Genomic DNA, 15,748 nt, shown 5'->3' on the forward strand with positions numbered 1-15,748 from the left:
CGACGGGCGTGCGCCCACGGCTAGCATGGCCACGATGACTGACGTGCCCCCGATCGCCGAGCGCCTGTCCCGGATGATCCAGCTGCCCACGGTGTCCGCCGAACTCGACGAGCGCGGCTCCGCGCCCTTCGAGGACTTCGTGGCGCTGATCGCCGAGCTCTACCCCCGGGTGCACTCCGAGCTCGCGCTCGAGCGCCACACCGACTTCGGGCTGCTGTTCCACTGGGCGGGGCGCGGCACGGCCGCCGACGGACCGCTCGTGCTCATGGCGCACTACGACGTCGTGCCGGTCGACGAGTCCGACGCCTGGACGCATCCGCCGTTCGCCGGCGTGATCGAGAACGGATCCGTCTACGGCCGCGGCGCCCTCGACGACAAGGGCCCGCTGATCGTGATCCTGGAGGCGGTCGAGACGCTGCTCGCCGACGGCTTCACGCCCGCCCGGGACGTCTATCTCTCGTTCGGCGGCAACGAGGAGACGTTCGGATCCGCCGCCATCGCGATCGCGGACGTGCTGAAGGCACGGGGGATCGTCCCTTGGCTGGTCGTCGACGAGGGCGGCGCCGTGGTCGACGCGCCGCTGCCGTTCGTGCCGGGGCGCGCGGCGATGATCGGCGTCGGTGAGAAGGGCGTGATGACGGTGCGGCTCACCGCGCGCGGAGAGGGCGGCCACGCCTCGGCACCGCCGTCGCGCACCGCGGTGCGCCGCATCGCGCGTGCGGTCGACCGGCTGGGTCCTGGCACCTTCCGCCCGCGCACGCCGCGGGCGATCTCACGCATGCTGACGCAGCTCGCGGGCGGCGCGTCCGGGCCTGCACGACTGCTGCTGCGCGCGCTCGGCGCGCTCCCGTTCGTGTCCGCCCGGGTGTTCGCCGCGCTCGGCGGTGAGGCGGCGGCCCTCGTCCGCACGACGGTCGCGCCCACGATGCAGTCCGGCGGCACCGCGGCGAACGTGCTGCCGTCGCAGGCCTCGGCTACCGTGAACCTGCGGATCACCCTCGGCGAGACGGTGCAGAGCGCCGTGGCCCGGGTGCGCCGGCGCATCGCGGATCCGCTGGTGACCGTCGAGGTGCTGGAGGGCAGCGATCCGTCGCCCGAATCCCCGACGGATACGGCGCCCTTCGCGCTCGTCGCAGAAGCGCTCGCCGTATCGCACCCCGGGATCCCGGCTGTGCCGTACGTGACGATGCAGGCGACCGACTCCCGGCACTTCCACCGGTTCGCGCCGGCGGTCTTCCGGTTCGCGCCGCTCGAGATGTCGAACGCGCAGCGCGCCACGATCCACGGCGTCGATGAGAGCGTCGAGATCGCGGCGCTCGAGCGCGGGGAGCGGTTCCATCGCGCGCTCATCGAGCGGCTACAGTGAGCTGACCCGCTGCGGTCGCCGAGCAACCTCGCGCCGGCCGCACCCCGTCCCGCGCCCGGCGCGAGACCCTGCGAAGGAGCAGCCCATGACGCGCACCGCCACCCTCGGCACCCTGGTCGCCGTGGTCGGATTCCTGGCCTTCGTCGAGTTCACGAGCGGCGTGCTGCAGGGCTACTACACGCCGATGCTGAGCGACATCGCGCGGCACCTGGGCATCCACGACGCCGACGTGAACTGGTTCGAGGGCGCGCAGCTCATGCTCTCGGCCCTGGTCGTGCCGGCGTTCGCGAAGCTCGGCGACATGGTCGGACGCAAGCGGATGCTGCTCATCTCCACGGCGCTCACTGCGGTCGCCGCGTTCGTGCTGCCGTTCACCGACACCTTCGTGGTCTTCCTCGTGGCCTGGGCGCTGATGGGCTTCTACGTCGTCTGGCTGCCGCTGGAGATCGCGCTGATCTGGTCGCGCGCCCGGCGCATCGAGGGCAGCTCGGCGATCACCGCCAAGGCCGCCGGCATCCTGGTCGCGGCGCTCGAGGGCGGTGCGATCATCGGCGCCCTCGTCGGCGGAGCGCTCGTCGACGTGCTGCCGCTCACGGTCGTGCTGCTCGTGCCCGCGGTGCTCATCGCGGCGTGCTTCTTCGTGATCCTGTTCGGCGTGCAGGAGTCGCCGGAGAAGACCGGCGGCGTGTTCGACACCACGGGGCTCGTCCTGATCTCCCTGTCGCTCATCGGCCTCACCGGGGGCCTCAGCCTGCTGCGACTGCCCGGCGGGGTCGCGAACCCGCTGTCCTGGATCGTGATCGTCGCCGGCGTGCTCCTCGTCGTGCCGTTCGCCCTGTGGGAGCTGCGCCAGGACGATCCGCTCATCGACGTGCGGATGTTCCGCAGCCCCGCGCTCGGCCCGGTGTTCCTGACCGCGGGCCTGTTCGGTGTGAGCGTGCTGGGCGCGCAGGCACCGCTGTCCACTTTCGCCCGCACGGATCCGGCCGTCTACGGCTACGGGCTCGGCACGAGCGGTTTCGCGACCTCGCTGATCATCGGCGTCTATCTCATCGCGATGATCGCGGGGGCCCTCGGCTACCCGCAGATCGCGCGGTTCGCGACGCCCCGGATCACGCTCATCGGAGCCTCCGTGCTCGTCGGGATCGGCTTCCTCATGTTCCTGCCCTTCCACGGAGCGTATGCGCAGGTCATCACGAACATGGTGATCGTCGGGATCGGATCCGGCGCTCTCGTCGCCGCGCTCCCGGCCGCCGCGGCGTCGGCGGCACCGCACACCCAGACCGGGGTCGCGACCGGGCTCACGAACTCGGTCAAGACCGTGGGCGGCGCGATCGCGTCGTGCGTGTTCGGAATCGCTCTCATGCACGCGGTCGCCGGATCCGCCGCGGCCGAGGGCACGGCCGGATCCTTCTCCGGCTACGTGACGGTGTGGGTCGTGTGCGGGGCGACGGCGCTCGCCGCGGCGGTGCTGCTGCTCTTCGTGCCGAAGCAGGCATTCACCGATCGCGCCGGCCACGCGGCCGCCGAGACCGCCGTCGGCTGACCCCGGGGGTGACGCTCAGCGCTCCCCGCGGGACAGTTTCGACGGCCACCACACCGCGCGGCCGACATCGTGCACGAGGGCGGGCACGAGCAGCGAGCGCACCACGAACGTGTCCAGCAGCACGCCGAACGCCACGATGAAGGCGAGCTGTGCGAGGAACAGGATCGGGATCACCGCGAGGGCCGCGAACGTCGTCGCGAGCACGAGACCCGCCGAGGTGATGACGCCTCCGGTGATCGCGAGCCCGCGCCGCACGCCCTCGCGCGTGCCGTGCAACCGGCTCTCCTCGCGCACGCGCGTCATGAGGAAGATGTTGTAGTCGATCCCGAGCGCGACGAGGAAGACGAAGCCGTACAGCGGCACGGCCGGATCCGCCCCGGGGAAGTGCAGGATCCCGTTGAAGACCAGCGCGGAGACGCCCATCGCCGTGCCGAACGAGAGCACGGTGGTCACGATCAGCAGTACGGGCGCGACGATCGCGCGCAGCAGCATCATCAGGATGAGCATGATCACGACGAGGATCACCGGGATGATCAGGGCGCGGTCGTGCAGCGAGGCGTCGTCCGTGTCGCTCGCCGTCGCGGTGACGCCGCCGACCAGGGCTCCGGTGCCCTCGAGCGAGGTGCGGATCCGCCGCACCGTGTCCTCCGCGGCAGTCGAGTCCGCCGCCGCGGTGAGCGTGCCCTGCAGCATCACGTCGCCCTCGACCACGGTCGGAGCCGGCGGGGGAGTGCCGGGGCGGCCGACCGGCTGGACGCCGTCCCTCGTCACGGGTGCCGATCCGCTCGGTGAGTCCTGCGCGGTGACGGTGACGCCGTCGATGCCCTTGTCGGCCAGCAGCACGTCGGCGGTCTTCTGCAGCGAATCCTTCGCGACGACCACCTGGACCGGGCTGCCGGATCCGCCCGGGAAGTGCTCGCCGAGCACCTTCTGTCCGTCGCGGGCCTGCGAGGATCCGAGCACGAGGTCGGACTGCGGCACCCCGGAGGCGTCGAGCTGCACCACACCGAGCGTGCCGATCGCGAGCACCAGAGTCGTCGCGATCCAGATCACCCGGGAGCGGCGCCGGATCAGCTCGGCCAGTCGCGCCCACACACCTGTCGCGGGCATGCCGCCCTCCGCCGCGACGGCCTCGGGCGCGTACACCGGACGCCGCGGCCAGAACGCGGCGCGCCCGAACGCCATGAGCAGAGCAGGCAGCAGGGTGAGCGCCGACAGCATCGCGAAAGCGATCCCGATCGCTGCGACAGGGCCGAGGGCGCTGTTCGATTTCAGGTCGCTGAGCAGCAGGCAGAGCAGGCCGGCGATCACCGTGCCGCCCGAGGCGAGGATCGGCTCGAAGGAGCCCTTCCATGCCGCGAGTACCGCCTTCGCGCGGTCCTGCTCGACGCGCAGAGCCTCACGGAAGCGAGAGACGAAAAGCAGCGCGTAGTCGGTCGCGGCGCCGATCACGAGGATGAACAGAATCCCCTGGGTCTGTCCGCTGAGCAGCAGCACGCCCCACTTCGCGAGCCACCACACCAGCAGCAGGGCGGTGCACAGCGCGAACAGGCTCGTCATCAGGACCACGACCGGCAGCAGCAGGGAGCGATAGACCAGCACGAGGATCACGAACACCGCCGTGAGAGCCACACCGAGCAGGATCCCGTCGATGCCCGCGAAACCGGCGACGAGGTCGGCGCTGAAACCGGCCGGGCCCGTGATGTAGACGCGCACGCCGTCCGGCGCGGCCTTGTCGAGGGAGGTGCGCAGCTCCGCGACCACGTCGCCGAGGTCGGCGTCGGAGCGGATCGGGATGAAGGCCTGCACGGCCTTGCCGTCGTCCGAGACCAGCGCGGGGGAGACGTCGTCGCCGACGCCGGGGATGTCGGTCGTGGCGGCCACGGCGTCGGAGAGTGCGGTGCGCTGGGCATCCGTGAGCGTGGCGTCGGAGGCGGCGACGACGATCGCGGGGATCTCGTCGGATCCGGCGAAGCGGGTCTGCAGCTCCTGCACGCGGGCGGAGTCGGAGGAGGAAGGCAGATACGCGGTGCGATCGTTCGAGGAGACCTCGTCGACCTTGCCGAACAGGGGGCCGCCGAGCGACGCGGCGGCCAGCCATCCGATGATGATCAGCGCGGGCAGGATGATGCGCAGGAGGCGGCGGGGCCGGCGCGGGCGTGCGACGTGCTGCGGGGCGGTCATCGGGTTCCTTCCGTCCCCCGCAGGATAGATCGAATTTGCTAGCTTGGCAAGTAATCACCCTGGCGTGAAAAGATGCCCGGTGTAGCATGACGGCATGGCGGAGCGGCGCGACGACGCGGACGAGCAGAGACTCGCTGCGCGAGCCGGGGGGCAGACGCGCGATGGCGTCGAAGCGGGCGCCGTCTACGACATCGAGGCGAGCGATCCCGACGGTGTCCTGCTCGATCGCGCCGGCGTCGATGCGAGCGCGATCCGGCAGATCGGCGAGCTGATGGCCTCCCTCGGCGAGTTGCGCGACGCTGAGCAGCGCCTCGCCGAGGCGTCTCGCCGGTACATGAAGCTCAACGAGACCGACATGCGGGCGCTGCACTATCTGATCGTGTGCGCGAACCGCGGCGCCGTCGCGACGCCCGGCGGGATCGCACAGCACCTGGGGATCTCGACCGCGTCGACCACCAAGCTGCTCGACCGGCTCGAGAAGGGCGGGCACGTCACGCGCGCCGCGCACCCCTCGGACCGCCGCGCGCTCGCGATCACCATCACCCCGGACACGCAGCGCGCGGCCATGGAGACCGTCGGGCGGCAGCAGGCGCGCCGCTTCCATTCCGCGGCGCGCCTGACACAGGCCGAGCGCGAGGTCGTGATCCGATTCCTGCGCGACATGACCGGCGAGCTCGGACTCGACGGCGTCGAGTGGGCGACCGCCGAGCCCGAACTCTGAATCGCGGCGGAACCCGGTGAGTGGTCGGGGCCAGCCCGGTCAGGCCCGGCTCCGCCCGGCGGGTCCGTGCATGCTGATCAGGCGTTGCCCTCCCCGCCGGAGAACATCCAGTCGACGCCGAACCGATCGGTGAGCATGCCGAACTGTCCGCCCCACGGCGCGGGACCGTAGTCCTGGCTGACAGTGGCGCCGTCGGCGAGCTTGCCCCACGCGGCGTGGATCTCGGCCTCGTCGGAGCCGCTCAGCGACACCGAGACACCCTGCGGAGCCTTGTACTCCATGTATCCGGGGGTGTCAGAGGCCATCAGCACCAGGCCGCCGGGAGTGGTCAGCTGAGCGTGCATGACGAGCGTCTGCTCGGCCTCGTCCTGCAGCATGCCCGGCATGTCGCCGAAGGTCATCACCTGCAGATCGCCACCGAGGGCCTGCTGGTAGAACTCCATCGCTGCGCGGGCGTCGCCGCGGAACGAGATGTACGGATTGAGGTTGGTCATCGATGTCCTCCGTGCTCGGATCGACGGCACCGCTCCGGCGCCGCACTCAGTCTGGATCCGGCCGCCGACATCGGCAACGGTGTGTCGCGAATCAGCTCTCGGATGCATCCCGCGGCGGGTTGTGCACGACCTCGAGCCTGATGCCGTTGTCGTCCTCGACGAACGAGGCGTAGTAGCGATCGCTGAACCGCGGGTACTCCTTCGGCGGGCGTACCGCGGTCCAGCCCGCGTCGAGGGCGATGTCGTGCACGCGGTCGACCTCGGCGCGCGAGTCGACGGCGAAGGCGAGGTGCTGCCAGCCGACGCGACCGTGCTCGTGCGGACCGTCCGCGTTGTCACGCGCGGGGTAGAGCAGGATCTCGGGCAGACCGTCCTGCCGCCAGTACGCGAGATCCGGAGCGTCGTGCCTGCGCACATAGCCGAGTGCGCTCAGCACCGGATCGAACTGCGCGGAGGCGCCGGGGACGTGATCGACGCTGATGCCGAGATGATCGAGAGTGGCCATGTCCCCAGCATCGCGGATGCCGGGGACAAAGCGCGAGGTGCGTGCGGCGGACGTCAGCTCTCGGCGGACTCGCGCGGAGGGTTGTGCACGAACTCGAGGCGGATGCCGTTGTCGTCCTCGACGAACGAGGCGTAGTAGCGATCCGAGAAGCGCGTGAAGACCTTCGGCGCCCGCACCGTCGACCAGCCGGCATCGATGGCGACCGTGTGCAGGCGCTCCACCTCGGCGCGCGAGTCCACGGCGAAGGCGAGGTGCTGCCACCCGATCCGTCCGTAGCGGTGCGGTTCGCCACCGGGCTCCGGGGCGCGGTAGAGGATCAGCTCGACGTCGTCCTCGCGGTACCAGGCGATCCCGCCTTCCATCTCGCCGTCCTCGGCGATGCAGTCCAGCGCGGTGAGCACGGGATTCCACTGAGCGAAGGCGCGGTCGAGGTCTTCGACGGTGAGGCCGAGGTGATCGATGAGGGGCATCGGTCCAGTCTGCCGGAACCGTCGCGATCCGACCGGTGCGACAGACTGTGGGCATGACCGCTGTCACCCTGATCCGCGCTGCCGCGCTCTCCGATGTCGCGCAGTACGCCTACGCCGCCACCGCGCCGAAGGACGCACGGCTGATCTTCCTGGCCGGAGCGTGCCCGTTGAACGGTGACGGCACCACGGCTGCCCTCGGGGACTATGCGGGGCAGGCGGCGAAGTGCATCGAGACCCTGGAAGGGGCGCTCGCTGCGGCGGGAGCCAGCATGACGGACGTGATCGGTACCCGTGTGCTCGTCGCGTCCTCCCAGCGGTCGGATCTCGGCGTGGCATGGGCCGTCGTGCGCGACGCGTTCGGCGCTCACGACGTGCCGAGCACGCTTTTGGGTGTGACCGCGCTGGGCTACGACGGCCAGCTCGTCGAGATCGAGGCCGTTGCCGCGGTCGTCGACCGGGCGTGAATCACTCGCGGTCGAGGCCGAAGGTGCGCTTCACGAGCGCCTGAACATCGCGGTCGAGCCCGTCCATGCGGGAGCTCATCACGTCGAATCGTCCGTTCATCTCCGAGCGGAGCCCACCGATCTCGGAGCGGACGACGCGGATGAACAGTGTGGACACGATCGTGAGCATGCCGAGCATCAAGGCGGTGAAGGCCCCGATCATCGTCCAGATCTGCGCGTCGTTCATGAAACCCACTCCCTTATGGTCGCATCGATCACCCGAGCGTGCCAGAGGCGCGAACTGTGTGGCGCCAGTGCATGCAATCCGTGCGGAACGCGGCGCGGCCGACGACTGTGCGGATCGAGCAGTTCTGTGCGGATCCGTCGGGTGCGTGGAACGACGCATTCGGCCAGCGTGGTGACTCAGTGCGGGGCGTGGTACTCGGCCTCTCCGCGCTTCCAGTAGCCCTTCACGATGGCCTGGGCGGTGTCGACGCCCCAGCGCTCGAGCAGGGCGCGGCCGGGCTTCACGATCGACGATTCGGCCGCGACGAAGACGAACGGGGCCTCACCTGGACGATCGACCGCGACGAGCGACTCCAGGAACGCGGCGAGGGCGGTGCCGGCGGGGGTGCCGCCCCGATGGATCCACTCGACGGGCACGGCAGCGTCGAGCGCCAGCTCGTGCTCCGGTCCGCGCACCTCGATCGCGATGCGGGCGGGGACGCCGGCGGGGATGCGGGCGGCGAAGCGCCGGATCGCCGGGATCGCGGTCTCGTCGCCGGCGAGGAGCCAGCCGTCGGGCTCGCCCTCCAGCACGAGAGAGCCGCGCGGGCCCCCGACGCCGATGACGGATCCGAGCGGTGCGGTCGCAGCCCAGCGGGCGGCGACGCCCTCGTCCCCGTGCACGGCGAATTCGACGTCGAGCCAGTCCTCACCCCACGCGAGGGGCGTGTATTCGCGGCTCGGAGAGGCGCGCAGCTCCTCGACCGAGTCGGTCGGCGCATCCACGAAGAAGAGCCGCATGTGGTCGTCCGCGCCCAGGGAATCGAAACCGGCGAGGTCGGATCCGGCGAGGCGCACCCGGACGAAATCGGGCGCGATCCACTCGCGCGCGGCGAGGGTCAGCGTGCGGAAGCGCAGCTCGAGCGGGCGTCGCGCCAGGGTGAAGCCGGATTTCGCGTTGTTCATAAGGTAAGGCTAACCTGTGTGAGACCCCAGGTTGAAGTTAGGTAACCCTAACCTTTCCCATCGGGTCACTCACACAGCACATCCCGCAGAACAGGAGCATCTCCATGTCCGTGCCTCGGATCCTCACCGCCACCGCGCTCGGCCTCGCCGCCGTCGTCGCCCTCGCCGGCTGCGCCTCCGGCCCCGCCGCAGCCCCCGCGGAGAGCGCGAAGGCCAGCACCGTGACCGTCGAGGACAACAACGGCGAGCACACGATCTCCACGCCGCCGGCCTCGGTCGTCGCCACCGACAACCGCACGTTCCAGACGCTCGCCGACTGGGGCATCCCGGTCAAGGCCGCCGCGGTGTCGCTCATGCCCGAGACCGTGTCCTACGTCAAGGACAAGAGCATCGTCGACCTCGGCACCCACATGGAGCCGGACCTCGAGGCGGTCGTCGCGGTGGCGCCCGATGTCATCGTGAACGGGCAGCGCTTCACCCAGCACCACGACAAGCTCGCCGCGCTCGTCCCCGATGCGACCATCCTCGAACTCGACCCGCGCGACGGGAAGCCGTTCGACGCCGAGCTGAAGCGCCAGGTGACCGTGCTCGGCGAGGTCTTCGGCAAGGAGAAGGAGGCCAAGAAACTGACCTCCGACTTCGACAAGGCGGTGGACCGCGCCAAGAAGGCCTACGACGGATCCGGCGTGATGGCCGTCACCACGTCCGGCGGCAAGATCGGCTACCTCGCGCCTACCGTCGGCCGCACCCTGGGCCCGGTGTTCGACATCCTCGGTCTCAAGCCTGCACTGCAGGTCGAGGGCGCGGATGACAACCACAAGGGCGATGACATCTCGGTCGAGGCGATCGCCGCGTCGAACCCGTCCTGGATCCTCGTGATGGACCGCGACGCGGTGTTCGCGAAGGACGACGCCTCCTACGTGCCGGCCGCGGACATCCTGGAGAAGAACCAGGCGCTGGCCTCCGTCACCGCGATCCAGCAGAAGCACGTCGTCTACATGCCCACCGACACCTACCTCAACGAGGGCATCCAGACCTACACGACGTTCCTGAACTCCTTCGCGGACGCCCTCGAGAAGAGCGCGAAGAAGAGCTGACGCCCCAGTACATCCGGCCATGACCACCCGGCTCACCCGCCTCGCCCCGGGCAGCGCCTCCGCTGCTGCCCGGGGCAGGGCGCGGCTCTTCGATCCCGCTCTGCTCGTCGGCGTCCTCATCGTCGCGGGCCTCCTCGTGCTGTCGCTGTTCGTCGGTGTCTACGACGTGACCGGATCCGCGGATGGCGCGGAGATGTTCGCGATCACGCGCATCCCGCGAACGACTGCGCTCGTGCTCGCCGGAGCATCCATGGCGATGGCGGGCCTGGTCATGCAGATGCTGACGCAGAACCGGTTCGTCGAGCCGACGACCACCGGCACAACGGAGTGGGCAGGACTCGGTCTGCTCGCCGTCTCCATCCTCGTACCGCATCCGAGCATCCCGTTGCGGATGCTCGGTGCCGTGCTGTGCGCCTTCGTCGGAACCCTGGTGTTCTTCGCGTTCTTGCGGCGGGTGTCGCTGCGCTCCTCGCTGATCGTCCCGATCGTCGGGATCATGCTGGGCGCGGTGGTCGGATCCGTCTCGACCTACCTCGCCCTCGCGACCAACACGCTGCAGACCCTCGGGGTGTGGTTCGCCGGGAGCTTCACCTCGGTGCTGCGCGGACAGTACGAGCTGCTCTGGATCGTCGCGGTCGTCGGCGTGATCGTCTTCATCGTCGCCGACCGCTTCACGATCGCGGGGCTGGGCGAGGAGATCGCGACGAACGCCGGCCTGAACCACGGCCGAGTCGTCCTGCTCGGCACGGTGCTCATCGCCGCGACCACGGGCGTGGTCACCGTCGTCGTCGGCAACCTCCCGTTCGTCGGACTGATCGTGCCGAATGTGGTGTCGATGATCCGCGGCGACGACCTGCGCAGCAACCTGCCGTGGGTGTGCCTGCTGGGAGTGGGCCTGGTCACGGTGTGCGACCTGATCGGGCGCACCATCATCATGCCGTTCGAGGTGCCGGTGTCGCTGGTGCTCGGCCTCGTCGGAGCCGCGGTGTTCATCGTGCTGATCCTGAGGGGGCGTGCTCGTGGCTGAGCTGCTGACCGCGGCCCCGGCGCGTCGGGTGTCCGCGGGCGAGCGGGCATCGGGGGCGTTCCCCACCGCTCGTGCGCGGCGGCGGTACGTCCTCGTGGTCGCCGTGCTGGCGGTGCTCGCCGCGGCGGCGCTGATCGGGCTGCTCGTGCACGGCAATCCCGTGCCCTTCGGCACGGACGGGTTCTGGCGCATCGTGCAGCTGCGCGTCACGAGCGTGCTGGTCATCCTCGTGGTCGCGGTCGCGCAGGCCACCGCGACCGTCGCGTTCCAGACGGCGGCGAACAACCGCATCGTGACCCCGTCGATCATGGGGTTCGAGTCCCTGTACACGGCGATCCAGACCACAGCGGTGTTCCTGCTCGGCGCCGCCGGCGTCACGGCGCTGCAGGGGGTGCCGCAGTTCGCGCTGCAGATCGTGCTGATGACCGGATTCGCCGTCCTGCTCTACGGCTGGCTGCTGTCGGGGCGGCGCGGCAGCATGCACGTGATGCTGCTGATCGGGATCGTGATCGGCGGCGGGCTCGGCGCGCTGTCCACGTTCATGCAGAGGCTGCTCACGCCGAGCGAGTTCGACGTGCTCGCCGCGCGCCTGTTCGGCAGCGTCGCGAACGCCGACGCCTCCTATCTGACGCTGGCGATCCCGCTGTGCCTGACCGCATCGGTGCTCCTGCTCCTGCGCGCGCGCCGGCTGAACGTGCTGGCGCTCGGGCCCGACGCCGCGAACGCACTCGGCGTCGACCACCGGCGTGAGCAGCTCCGGGTGCTGCTGCTGGTCGCGGTGCTCATGGCCACCTCGACCGCGCTGGTCGGGCCGATGACGTTCCTCGGTTTCCTCGTCGCGACACTCGCCTACCAACTCGCCGACACTCATGACCATCGCCTCGTGCTGCCGGTCGCGGTGCTCACAGCGATCGCCGTGCTCGGCGGCGCCTACTTCGTGATGAAGCACATCTTCTCGGCGCAGGGCGCCGTCTCCATCATCATCGAGCTGGTCGGCGGATCCGTCTTCCTGCTCGTCCTGCTCAGGAAGGGACGCCTATGAACGAGCCCTCGCTCACCGCGCACCAGCCCTCGCATGCCGCGCACCGGGCCTCGCTCGCCCCGCACGCCGCGCAATCCGGCGTGACCGCGAAACCGAATCCTCATCCCGAGACCGACGATGCGATCGTCGGTCTCGGGACGCAGGTTCGGTCTCGCGGTCACCACGAGCAGCGGACCGGATCCGACTCGGGGATCTCGATCGCGGGAGTGCGCAAGCGGTACGGCGACCGGACGGGGAGGAGCGCCGGGGTGGCCATCGGGCCGGTCGATCTGGAGATCCCGGCCGGGGGCGTCACCGCGCTGATCGGCCCGAACGGCGCCGGAAAGTCGACGCTGCTGACAATGATCGGGCGGCTGCTTGGGATGGATGAGGGAACCATCCGGATCTCCGGCTTCGACGTCGGGACCACCAAGTCGAAGGATCTCGCCAGGGTCGTGTCGATCCTGCGTCAGGAGAACCACTTCGTGACGCGCCTGACCGTGCGTCAGCTGGTCGGGTTCGGCCGGTTCCCGCACTCGCACGGCCGGCTCACGCGCGCGGACGAGGAGGTCGTGAGTCGCGCGATCGACTTCCTCGAACTGGGCGAGCTGGAGAAGCGCTACCTGGACGAGCTCTCCGGCGGGCAGCGGCAGCGCGCCTATGTCGCGATGGTGCTCGCGCAGGACACCGGCACCGTGCTGCTGGACGAGCCGCTCAACAACCTCGACATGAAGCATGCGGTGCGGATGATGCGGCACCTCCAGCGCATCTCCGACGAGCTCGGCAAGAGCGTCGTCGTCGTGCTGCACGACATCAACTTCGCCGCGCGCTACGCCGACCGGATCTGCGCGATGAAGGACGGCGAGGTCGTCGCGTTCGGACCGGTCGCCGACATCATGCAGGGCGACGTGCTGACCGACGTGTTCGAGACCCCGGTCTCCGTGATCGACGGCCCCGACGGCCCGCTCGCCGTCTGGCACTGAGCGGATCATCGGCGGCGAGGGGTGCTCGTCACCGCTTCCGATGGTCCTCCGGGGCCAGACGAGGTCCGCGCCGGGGCTCGAGGGCGCCGCTCATCCGGATGAGTCGCACCACGCGCTGGCGGTGTCCGGCCCACGGTGCGAGCAGCTCGAGCATGCCCGCGTCGTCGGTGCGGTGCCCGGTCAGCGCGTAGCCGACCTCGTGGGGCAGGTGGTAGTCGCCGACGCTCACCGCATCAGGGTCGCCGAGGGCGCGGATCCGGGTCTCCGCGGAGGTCCACAGGCCCACGCCTGGCAGGCTCGTGAGCGCGCTGTCGCGCGCGGGTCCGTCTGCGGCCGCGTGTACGGCGCGCTCGATGCCGGCGGCGCGCTCGGCGGCGCGCACGATGGTCCGCGACTGCGGCGGTTCCACGCCCGCGCGATGCCAGGCCCAGGACGGGATGCGCCGCCAGCCGGCGGCGTCGGGGGCGACGGCCATCGGGCGCGGGGTGGGCCCGAGAGCGGGATCGCCAAAACGGGTGACGATCGCGCGCCAGGCACCGTACGCCTGCAGGCCGGTGACCTTCTGCTCGAGGACGACGCCGGCGAGGGCGTCGAAAACGGCGCCGGTGCGTGTCAGACGGACGCCGGGATGCCGCTGCGCCGTCGCCGCGAGCAGTGGATGAGAGGACGGGTCGAAGCCGTCGGGGTCGTCGTGCGCGCCGCACAGGGCGGGGACGAGGTCGAGGGCGGCGTCGGCGCCGGGGCCCCAGGCGCTCGCCCGCACCTCACCGGATCCGGCGCGCAGCGCGAGCGTCGCGATGCCGCCCTCGGTGCGCAGCGCGAGCCAGAGCACCGAGCCGTCGCGCACCACCGCGGGGTCGCGCGGCCCGCGACCCAGGACGCCGACCGTGGCATGCAGGTCGAGCAGTCGCCCCGGGCGATAGGCGCTCTCCCGCATCGGCCACGCGCGGGGTGCGGGATCCGCGGCGAGAGTCATGGGAACACCCTAGATCCGCGCGCCGACAGGCGGGGCCCAGATTCGGGGGGCCGCACTCGGGGCCGGCGGATCCTCGAGCCACCCCCTTGTCGCCCAGCAACCCCCTTGCTCACCGCGTGCACAGGGGTGGCTCGCGTGGAAGGGGGCGGTTCGGCGCGCGGTTACCGGTCGCTGCCCGCGGAGCGAGTCGCGGCGCGCGGCAGAACCGGGACAGAACTGGCAGGTGGCAGAGCTGGGGCGCGTTCAGAACTGAGCTTGGGGCCGGAACCCGGGCGCGCTCAGAACCGGTCGGGGGAGGGGGTGCCCACGCCGTAGCGGATCGCGACGTCGGCGTGGCGGTCGAAGCGGTAGCCGACGCCGCGGACGGTGCGCACGATGTCCTCGTAGCGGCCGAGCTTGGCGCGCAGCCGGCGCACGTGCACGTCGATCGTGCGCTCGCCGGGGGCCTCCTCGTCGGAGGTCTGCCACAGCGCGCCGACGAGCTCGCTGCGCTCGATGGTCGAGCCCTCGCGCAGCACCAGATACTGCAGGAGCTCGAACTCCTTGTACGTGAACGCGGCGGAGTCGCCGTCGATCAGCACGCGCTTGCGGGAGATGTCGACCACGACGCCGCCGCCGTCCTCGGGCTCGCGCTCCTCGGCCTCCGCCTTGGAGCGGGCGATCGCGCCGGGCTCGTGCAGGGCGAGGCGCACGACGTCGAGGTCGCGCCCGCCGGTCCCCTGCGGGGCGAGGGCGACGGTGGCGTGGGTCTCGGCGTCGGGGGCCAGCTCAGCGAGCGTGCGACGCAGGGCGTCCACCAGCAGCGGCAGGCTCACGCCGTTCGTGGCGGCCTTGAGCTCGTCGATGCCGACATAGAGGGCGAAGCCGCGCGGCGACCGTGCCGGCGGCGCGTCGACGGCGGGGGCCGGCGCGTCGATCTGGGTGCGCGGCACGGCGTGCAGACGGGGCGCGGCGACGGGGGAGACGGTGACGGGACGCTCGAGGAGGGCGGTGTTCGACATGATGATGGGTCCTTGAAAGGAGGGAGTCGGTCGACGACTCGGAGGGTGTTGCGAATGACCGGGCGGGAAGCCGGAGAAGTCGAGCACGCGGATGGGTGCTCGGAGACTCAGCTCGCGAAGATCACGACGAGCGAGTCAGACGGAGTGCTGTGGCTTCAGCGACACATTCGGCAACACATGCCAACGCAACCGGGCATCATCATCCCGGTCGTCCCGTTCGCCTCCTGGGCGGACAAGGGGCGTGCGTTGGTGGTCATGGGGCCGATTATTACCGACGGTGACCTCCCGTGTCAAAACGGACCGAGTCGAAGAATTCGGGCGTAGCGTGAAAACGTGGGGATTTCTGCAAGCACTGACCGGTTCGTGCTCACTCGTGAAGACGATGCGTCGCGCTACACGCTGACGCGCGACGGGGTGCTGGTGAGCGTCCTCGACTACCGCGACGACGGACGCACCATGGCGCTGACACGGGCCTTCACCGTCCCGTCTTTCCGCGGATCCGGCTATGCCGCGGTCGTCGTCGAAGGGGCTGTCGACGACATCGCGGCGCAAGGAGACCGGCGCATCGACGCGGTCTGCTGGTACGTGGCCGACTGGTTCGACGCGCACCCCGAACGGGCCGGTCTGCTGCGCGTGCGCTGACGCCCTATCGCTCTGCGCGGCGAGTGTGACGTTCTGTTACGCGTACGACGGGCGAGGGCGGGAACTTCCGCTCCCGTGGCG

At 70.5% G+C, this 15,748-nt stretch carries 17 protein-coding genes; 9 read left to right on the forward strand and 8 right to left on the reverse strand.

The features are described 5' to 3' along the window. Window positions 1–34 precede the first annotated feature (34 nt). Both LXM50_RS04745 and LXM50_RS04750 read left to right on the forward strand, forming a co-directional pair. A complete protein-coding gene (locus LXM50_RS04745; RefSeq protein WP_233310130.1) occupies window positions 35–1,366 on the forward strand; it encodes a M20/M25/M40 family metallo-hydrolase in 1,332 nt (443 codons plus the stop codon). Between the two features lie 85 nt (window positions 1,367–1,451). Then, entirely contained in the window at window positions 1,452–2,912 is a 1,461-nt protein-coding gene (locus LXM50_RS04750) for an MFS transporter (RefSeq protein ID WP_233310131.1), read from the forward strand. 15 nt (window positions 2,913–2,927) lie between these two features. Here the strand turns inward: LXM50_RS04750 and LXM50_RS04755 are convergent, their stop codons facing one another. Further along, window positions 2,928–5,096, reverse strand: coding sequence for an efflux RND transporter permease subunit (locus tag LXM50_RS04755; protein WP_233310132.1), 2,169 nt, complete (start codon window positions 5,094–5,096; stop codon window positions 2,928–2,930). 94 nt (window positions 5,097–5,190) lie between these two features. On the opposite strand from LXM50_RS04755, the gene LXM50_RS04760 reads away from it, so the two are divergent. Continuing rightward, a complete protein-coding gene (locus tag LXM50_RS04760; RefSeq protein ID WP_233310133.1) occupies window positions 5,191–5,817 on the forward strand; it encodes a MarR family winged helix-turn-helix transcriptional regulator in 627 nt (208 codons plus the stop codon). Window positions 5,818–5,894: 77 nt separating this feature from the next. On the opposite strand, the gene LXM50_RS04765 is transcribed toward LXM50_RS04760, so the two are convergent. The 3 genes from LXM50_RS04765 to LXM50_RS04775 all read right to left on the reverse strand — a co-directional run bounded on the left by LXM50_RS04765 (window position 5,895) and on the right by LXM50_RS04775 (window position 7,286). Further along, window positions 5,895–6,311 carry a VOC family protein gene (locus LXM50_RS04765; RefSeq protein ID WP_233310134.1) on the reverse strand — a complete coding sequence of 139 codons (417 nt, stop codon included), beginning with the start codon at window positions 6,309–6,311 and terminating at the stop codon, window positions 5,895–5,897. 91 nt (window positions 6,312–6,402) lie between these two features. After that, window positions 6,403–6,816: a VOC family protein gene (locus LXM50_RS04770; protein ID WP_233310135.1), complete on the reverse strand. Its 414-nt coding sequence runs from the start codon at window positions 6,814–6,816 to the stop codon at window positions 6,403–6,405. Window positions 6,817–6,869: 53 nt separating this feature from the next. Beyond that, window positions 6,870–7,286, reverse strand: a complete 417-nt coding sequence (locus LXM50_RS04775) for a VOC family protein (protein ID WP_233310136.1) — start codon at window positions 7,284–7,286, stop codon at window positions 6,870–6,872. Between the two features lie 53 nt (window positions 7,287–7,339). On the opposite strand from LXM50_RS04775, the gene LXM50_RS04780 reads away from it, so the two are divergent. Next, on the forward strand, window positions 7,340–7,750 hold the full coding sequence (locus tag LXM50_RS04780; RefSeq protein ID WP_233310137.1) for a RidA family protein: 411 nt from the start codon (window positions 7,340–7,342) through the stop codon (window positions 7,748–7,750). Window position 7,751: 1 nt separating this feature from the next. Here the strand turns inward: LXM50_RS04780 and LXM50_RS04785 are convergent, their stop codons facing one another. Both LXM50_RS04785 and LXM50_RS04790 read right to left on the reverse strand, forming a co-directional pair. Next, window positions 7,752–7,976 (reverse strand): hypothetical protein, encoded by a 225-nt coding sequence (locus LXM50_RS04785; RefSeq protein WP_233310138.1) that lies wholly within the window; start codon window positions 7,974–7,976, stop codon window positions 7,752–7,754. A gap of 176 nt (window positions 7,977–8,152) precedes the next feature. Continuing rightward, window positions 8,153–8,920, reverse strand: coding sequence for a siderophore-interacting protein (locus LXM50_RS04790; RefSeq protein ID WP_233310139.1), 768 nt, complete (start codon window positions 8,918–8,920; stop codon window positions 8,153–8,155). A 104-nt stretch (window positions 8,921–9,024) separates the two neighbouring features. Between LXM50_RS04790 and LXM50_RS04795 the strand changes: the two genes are divergently transcribed. The 4 genes from LXM50_RS04795 (at window position 9,025) to LXM50_RS04810 (ending at window position 13,048) form a co-directional block, all read left to right on the forward strand. Then, complete coding sequence (locus tag LXM50_RS04795; RefSeq protein ID WP_233310140.1) at window positions 9,025–10,017, forward strand: siderophore ABC transporter substrate-binding protein; 993 nt, start codon at window positions 9,025–9,027, stop codon at window positions 10,015–10,017. Between the two features lie 19 nt (window positions 10,018–10,036). Then, window positions 10,037–11,044: an ABC transporter permease gene (locus LXM50_RS04800; protein ID WP_233310141.1), complete on the forward strand. Its 1,008-nt coding sequence runs from the start codon at window positions 10,037–10,039 to the stop codon at window positions 11,042–11,044. Continuing rightward, the gene (locus LXM50_RS04805) at window positions 11,037–12,086 is read left to right on the forward strand and encodes an iron chelate uptake ABC transporter family permease subunit (protein WP_233310142.1); all 1,050 of its coding nucleotides are present in this window, start codon (window positions 11,037–11,039) and stop codon (window positions 12,084–12,086) included. Before LXM50_RS04800 ends, LXM50_RS04805 begins: the two co-directional genes overlap by 8 nt. A gap of 191 nt (window positions 12,087–12,277) precedes the next feature. Further along, window positions 12,278–13,048: an ABC transporter ATP-binding protein gene (locus LXM50_RS04810; RefSeq protein WP_374107807.1), complete on the forward strand. Its 771-nt coding sequence runs from the start codon at window positions 12,278–12,280 to the stop codon at window positions 13,046–13,048. Window positions 13,049–13,076: 28 nt separating this feature from the next. Here LXM50_RS04810 and LXM50_RS04815 read toward each other — a convergent pair whose 3' ends face one another. After that, window positions 13,077–14,024, reverse strand: a complete 948-nt coding sequence (locus LXM50_RS04815) for a DNA-3-methyladenine glycosylase (protein ID WP_233310143.1) — start codon at window positions 14,022–14,024, stop codon at window positions 13,077–13,079. A gap of 278 nt (window positions 14,025–14,302) precedes the next feature. Then, entirely contained in the window at window positions 14,303–15,025 is a 723-nt protein-coding gene (locus LXM50_RS04820; protein ID WP_233310144.1) for a winged helix-turn-helix domain-containing protein, read from the reverse strand. Between the two features lie 333 nt (window positions 15,026–15,358). Here LXM50_RS04820 and LXM50_RS04825 point away from each other — a divergent pair, with 333 nt between their 5' ends. Then, window positions 15,359–15,667, forward strand: a complete 309-nt coding sequence (locus LXM50_RS04825; RefSeq protein ID WP_233310145.1) for a GNAT family N-acetyltransferase — start codon at window positions 15,359–15,361, stop codon at window positions 15,665–15,667. The last annotated feature ends 81 nt before the right edge of the window (window positions 15,668–15,748 follow it).

Source organism: Microbacterium sp. Au-Mic1 (assembly GCF_021341785.1).
In the GTDB taxonomy this organism is placed as follows: Bacteria; Actinomycetota; Actinomycetes; order Actinomycetales; family Microbacteriaceae; genus Microbacterium.

Coding starts and splice junctions, on each gene's coding strand:
- LXM50_RS04745 (WP_233310130.1), top strand. CDS start 35: ATGACTGACGTGCCCCCGATCGCCGAGCGCCTGTCCCGGATGATCCAG.
- LXM50_RS04815 (WP_233310143.1), bottom strand. CDS start 14,024: ATGACTCTCGCCGCGGATCCCGCACCCCGCGCGTGGCCGATGCGGGAG.
- LXM50_RS04755 (WP_233310132.1), bottom strand. CDS start 5,096: ATGACCGCCCCGCAGCACGTCGCACGCCCGCGCCGGCCCCGCCGCCTC.
- LXM50_RS04760 (WP_233310133.1), top strand. CDS start 5,191: ATGGCGGAGCGGCGCGACGACGCGGACGAGCAGAGACTCGCTGCGCGA.
- LXM50_RS04795 (WP_233310140.1), top strand. CDS start 9,025: ATGTCCGTGCCTCGGATCCTCACCGCCACCGCGCTCGGCCTCGCCGCC.
- LXM50_RS04800 (WP_233310141.1), top strand. CDS start 10,037: ATGACCACCCGGCTCACCCGCCTCGCCCCGGGCAGCGCCTCCGCTGCT.
- LXM50_RS04775 (WP_233310136.1), bottom strand. CDS start 7,286: ATGCCCCTCATCGATCACCTCGGCCTCACCGTCGAAGACCTCGACCGC.
- LXM50_RS04750 (WP_233310131.1), top strand. CDS start 1,452: ATGACGCGCACCGCCACCCTCGGCACCCTGGTCGCCGTGGTCGGATTC.
- LXM50_RS04780 (WP_233310137.1), top strand. CDS start 7,340: ATGACCGCTGTCACCCTGATCCGCGCTGCCGCGCTCTCCGATGTCGCG.
- LXM50_RS04765 (WP_233310134.1), bottom strand. CDS start 6,311: ATGACCAACCTCAATCCGTACATCTCGTTCCGCGGCGACGCCCGCGCA.
- LXM50_RS04820 (WP_233310144.1), bottom strand. CDS start 15,025: ATGTCGAACACCGCCCTCCTCGAGCGTCCCGTCACCGTCTCCCCCGTC.
- LXM50_RS04785 (WP_233310138.1), bottom strand. CDS start 7,976: ATGAACGACGCGCAGATCTGGACGATGATCGGGGCCTTCACCGCCTTG.
- LXM50_RS04790 (WP_233310139.1), bottom strand. CDS start 8,920: ATGAACAACGCGAAATCCGGCTTCACCCTGGCGCGACGCCCGCTCGAG.
- LXM50_RS04770 (WP_233310135.1), bottom strand. CDS start 6,816: ATGGCCACTCTCGATCATCTCGGCATCAGCGTCGATCACGTCCCCGGC.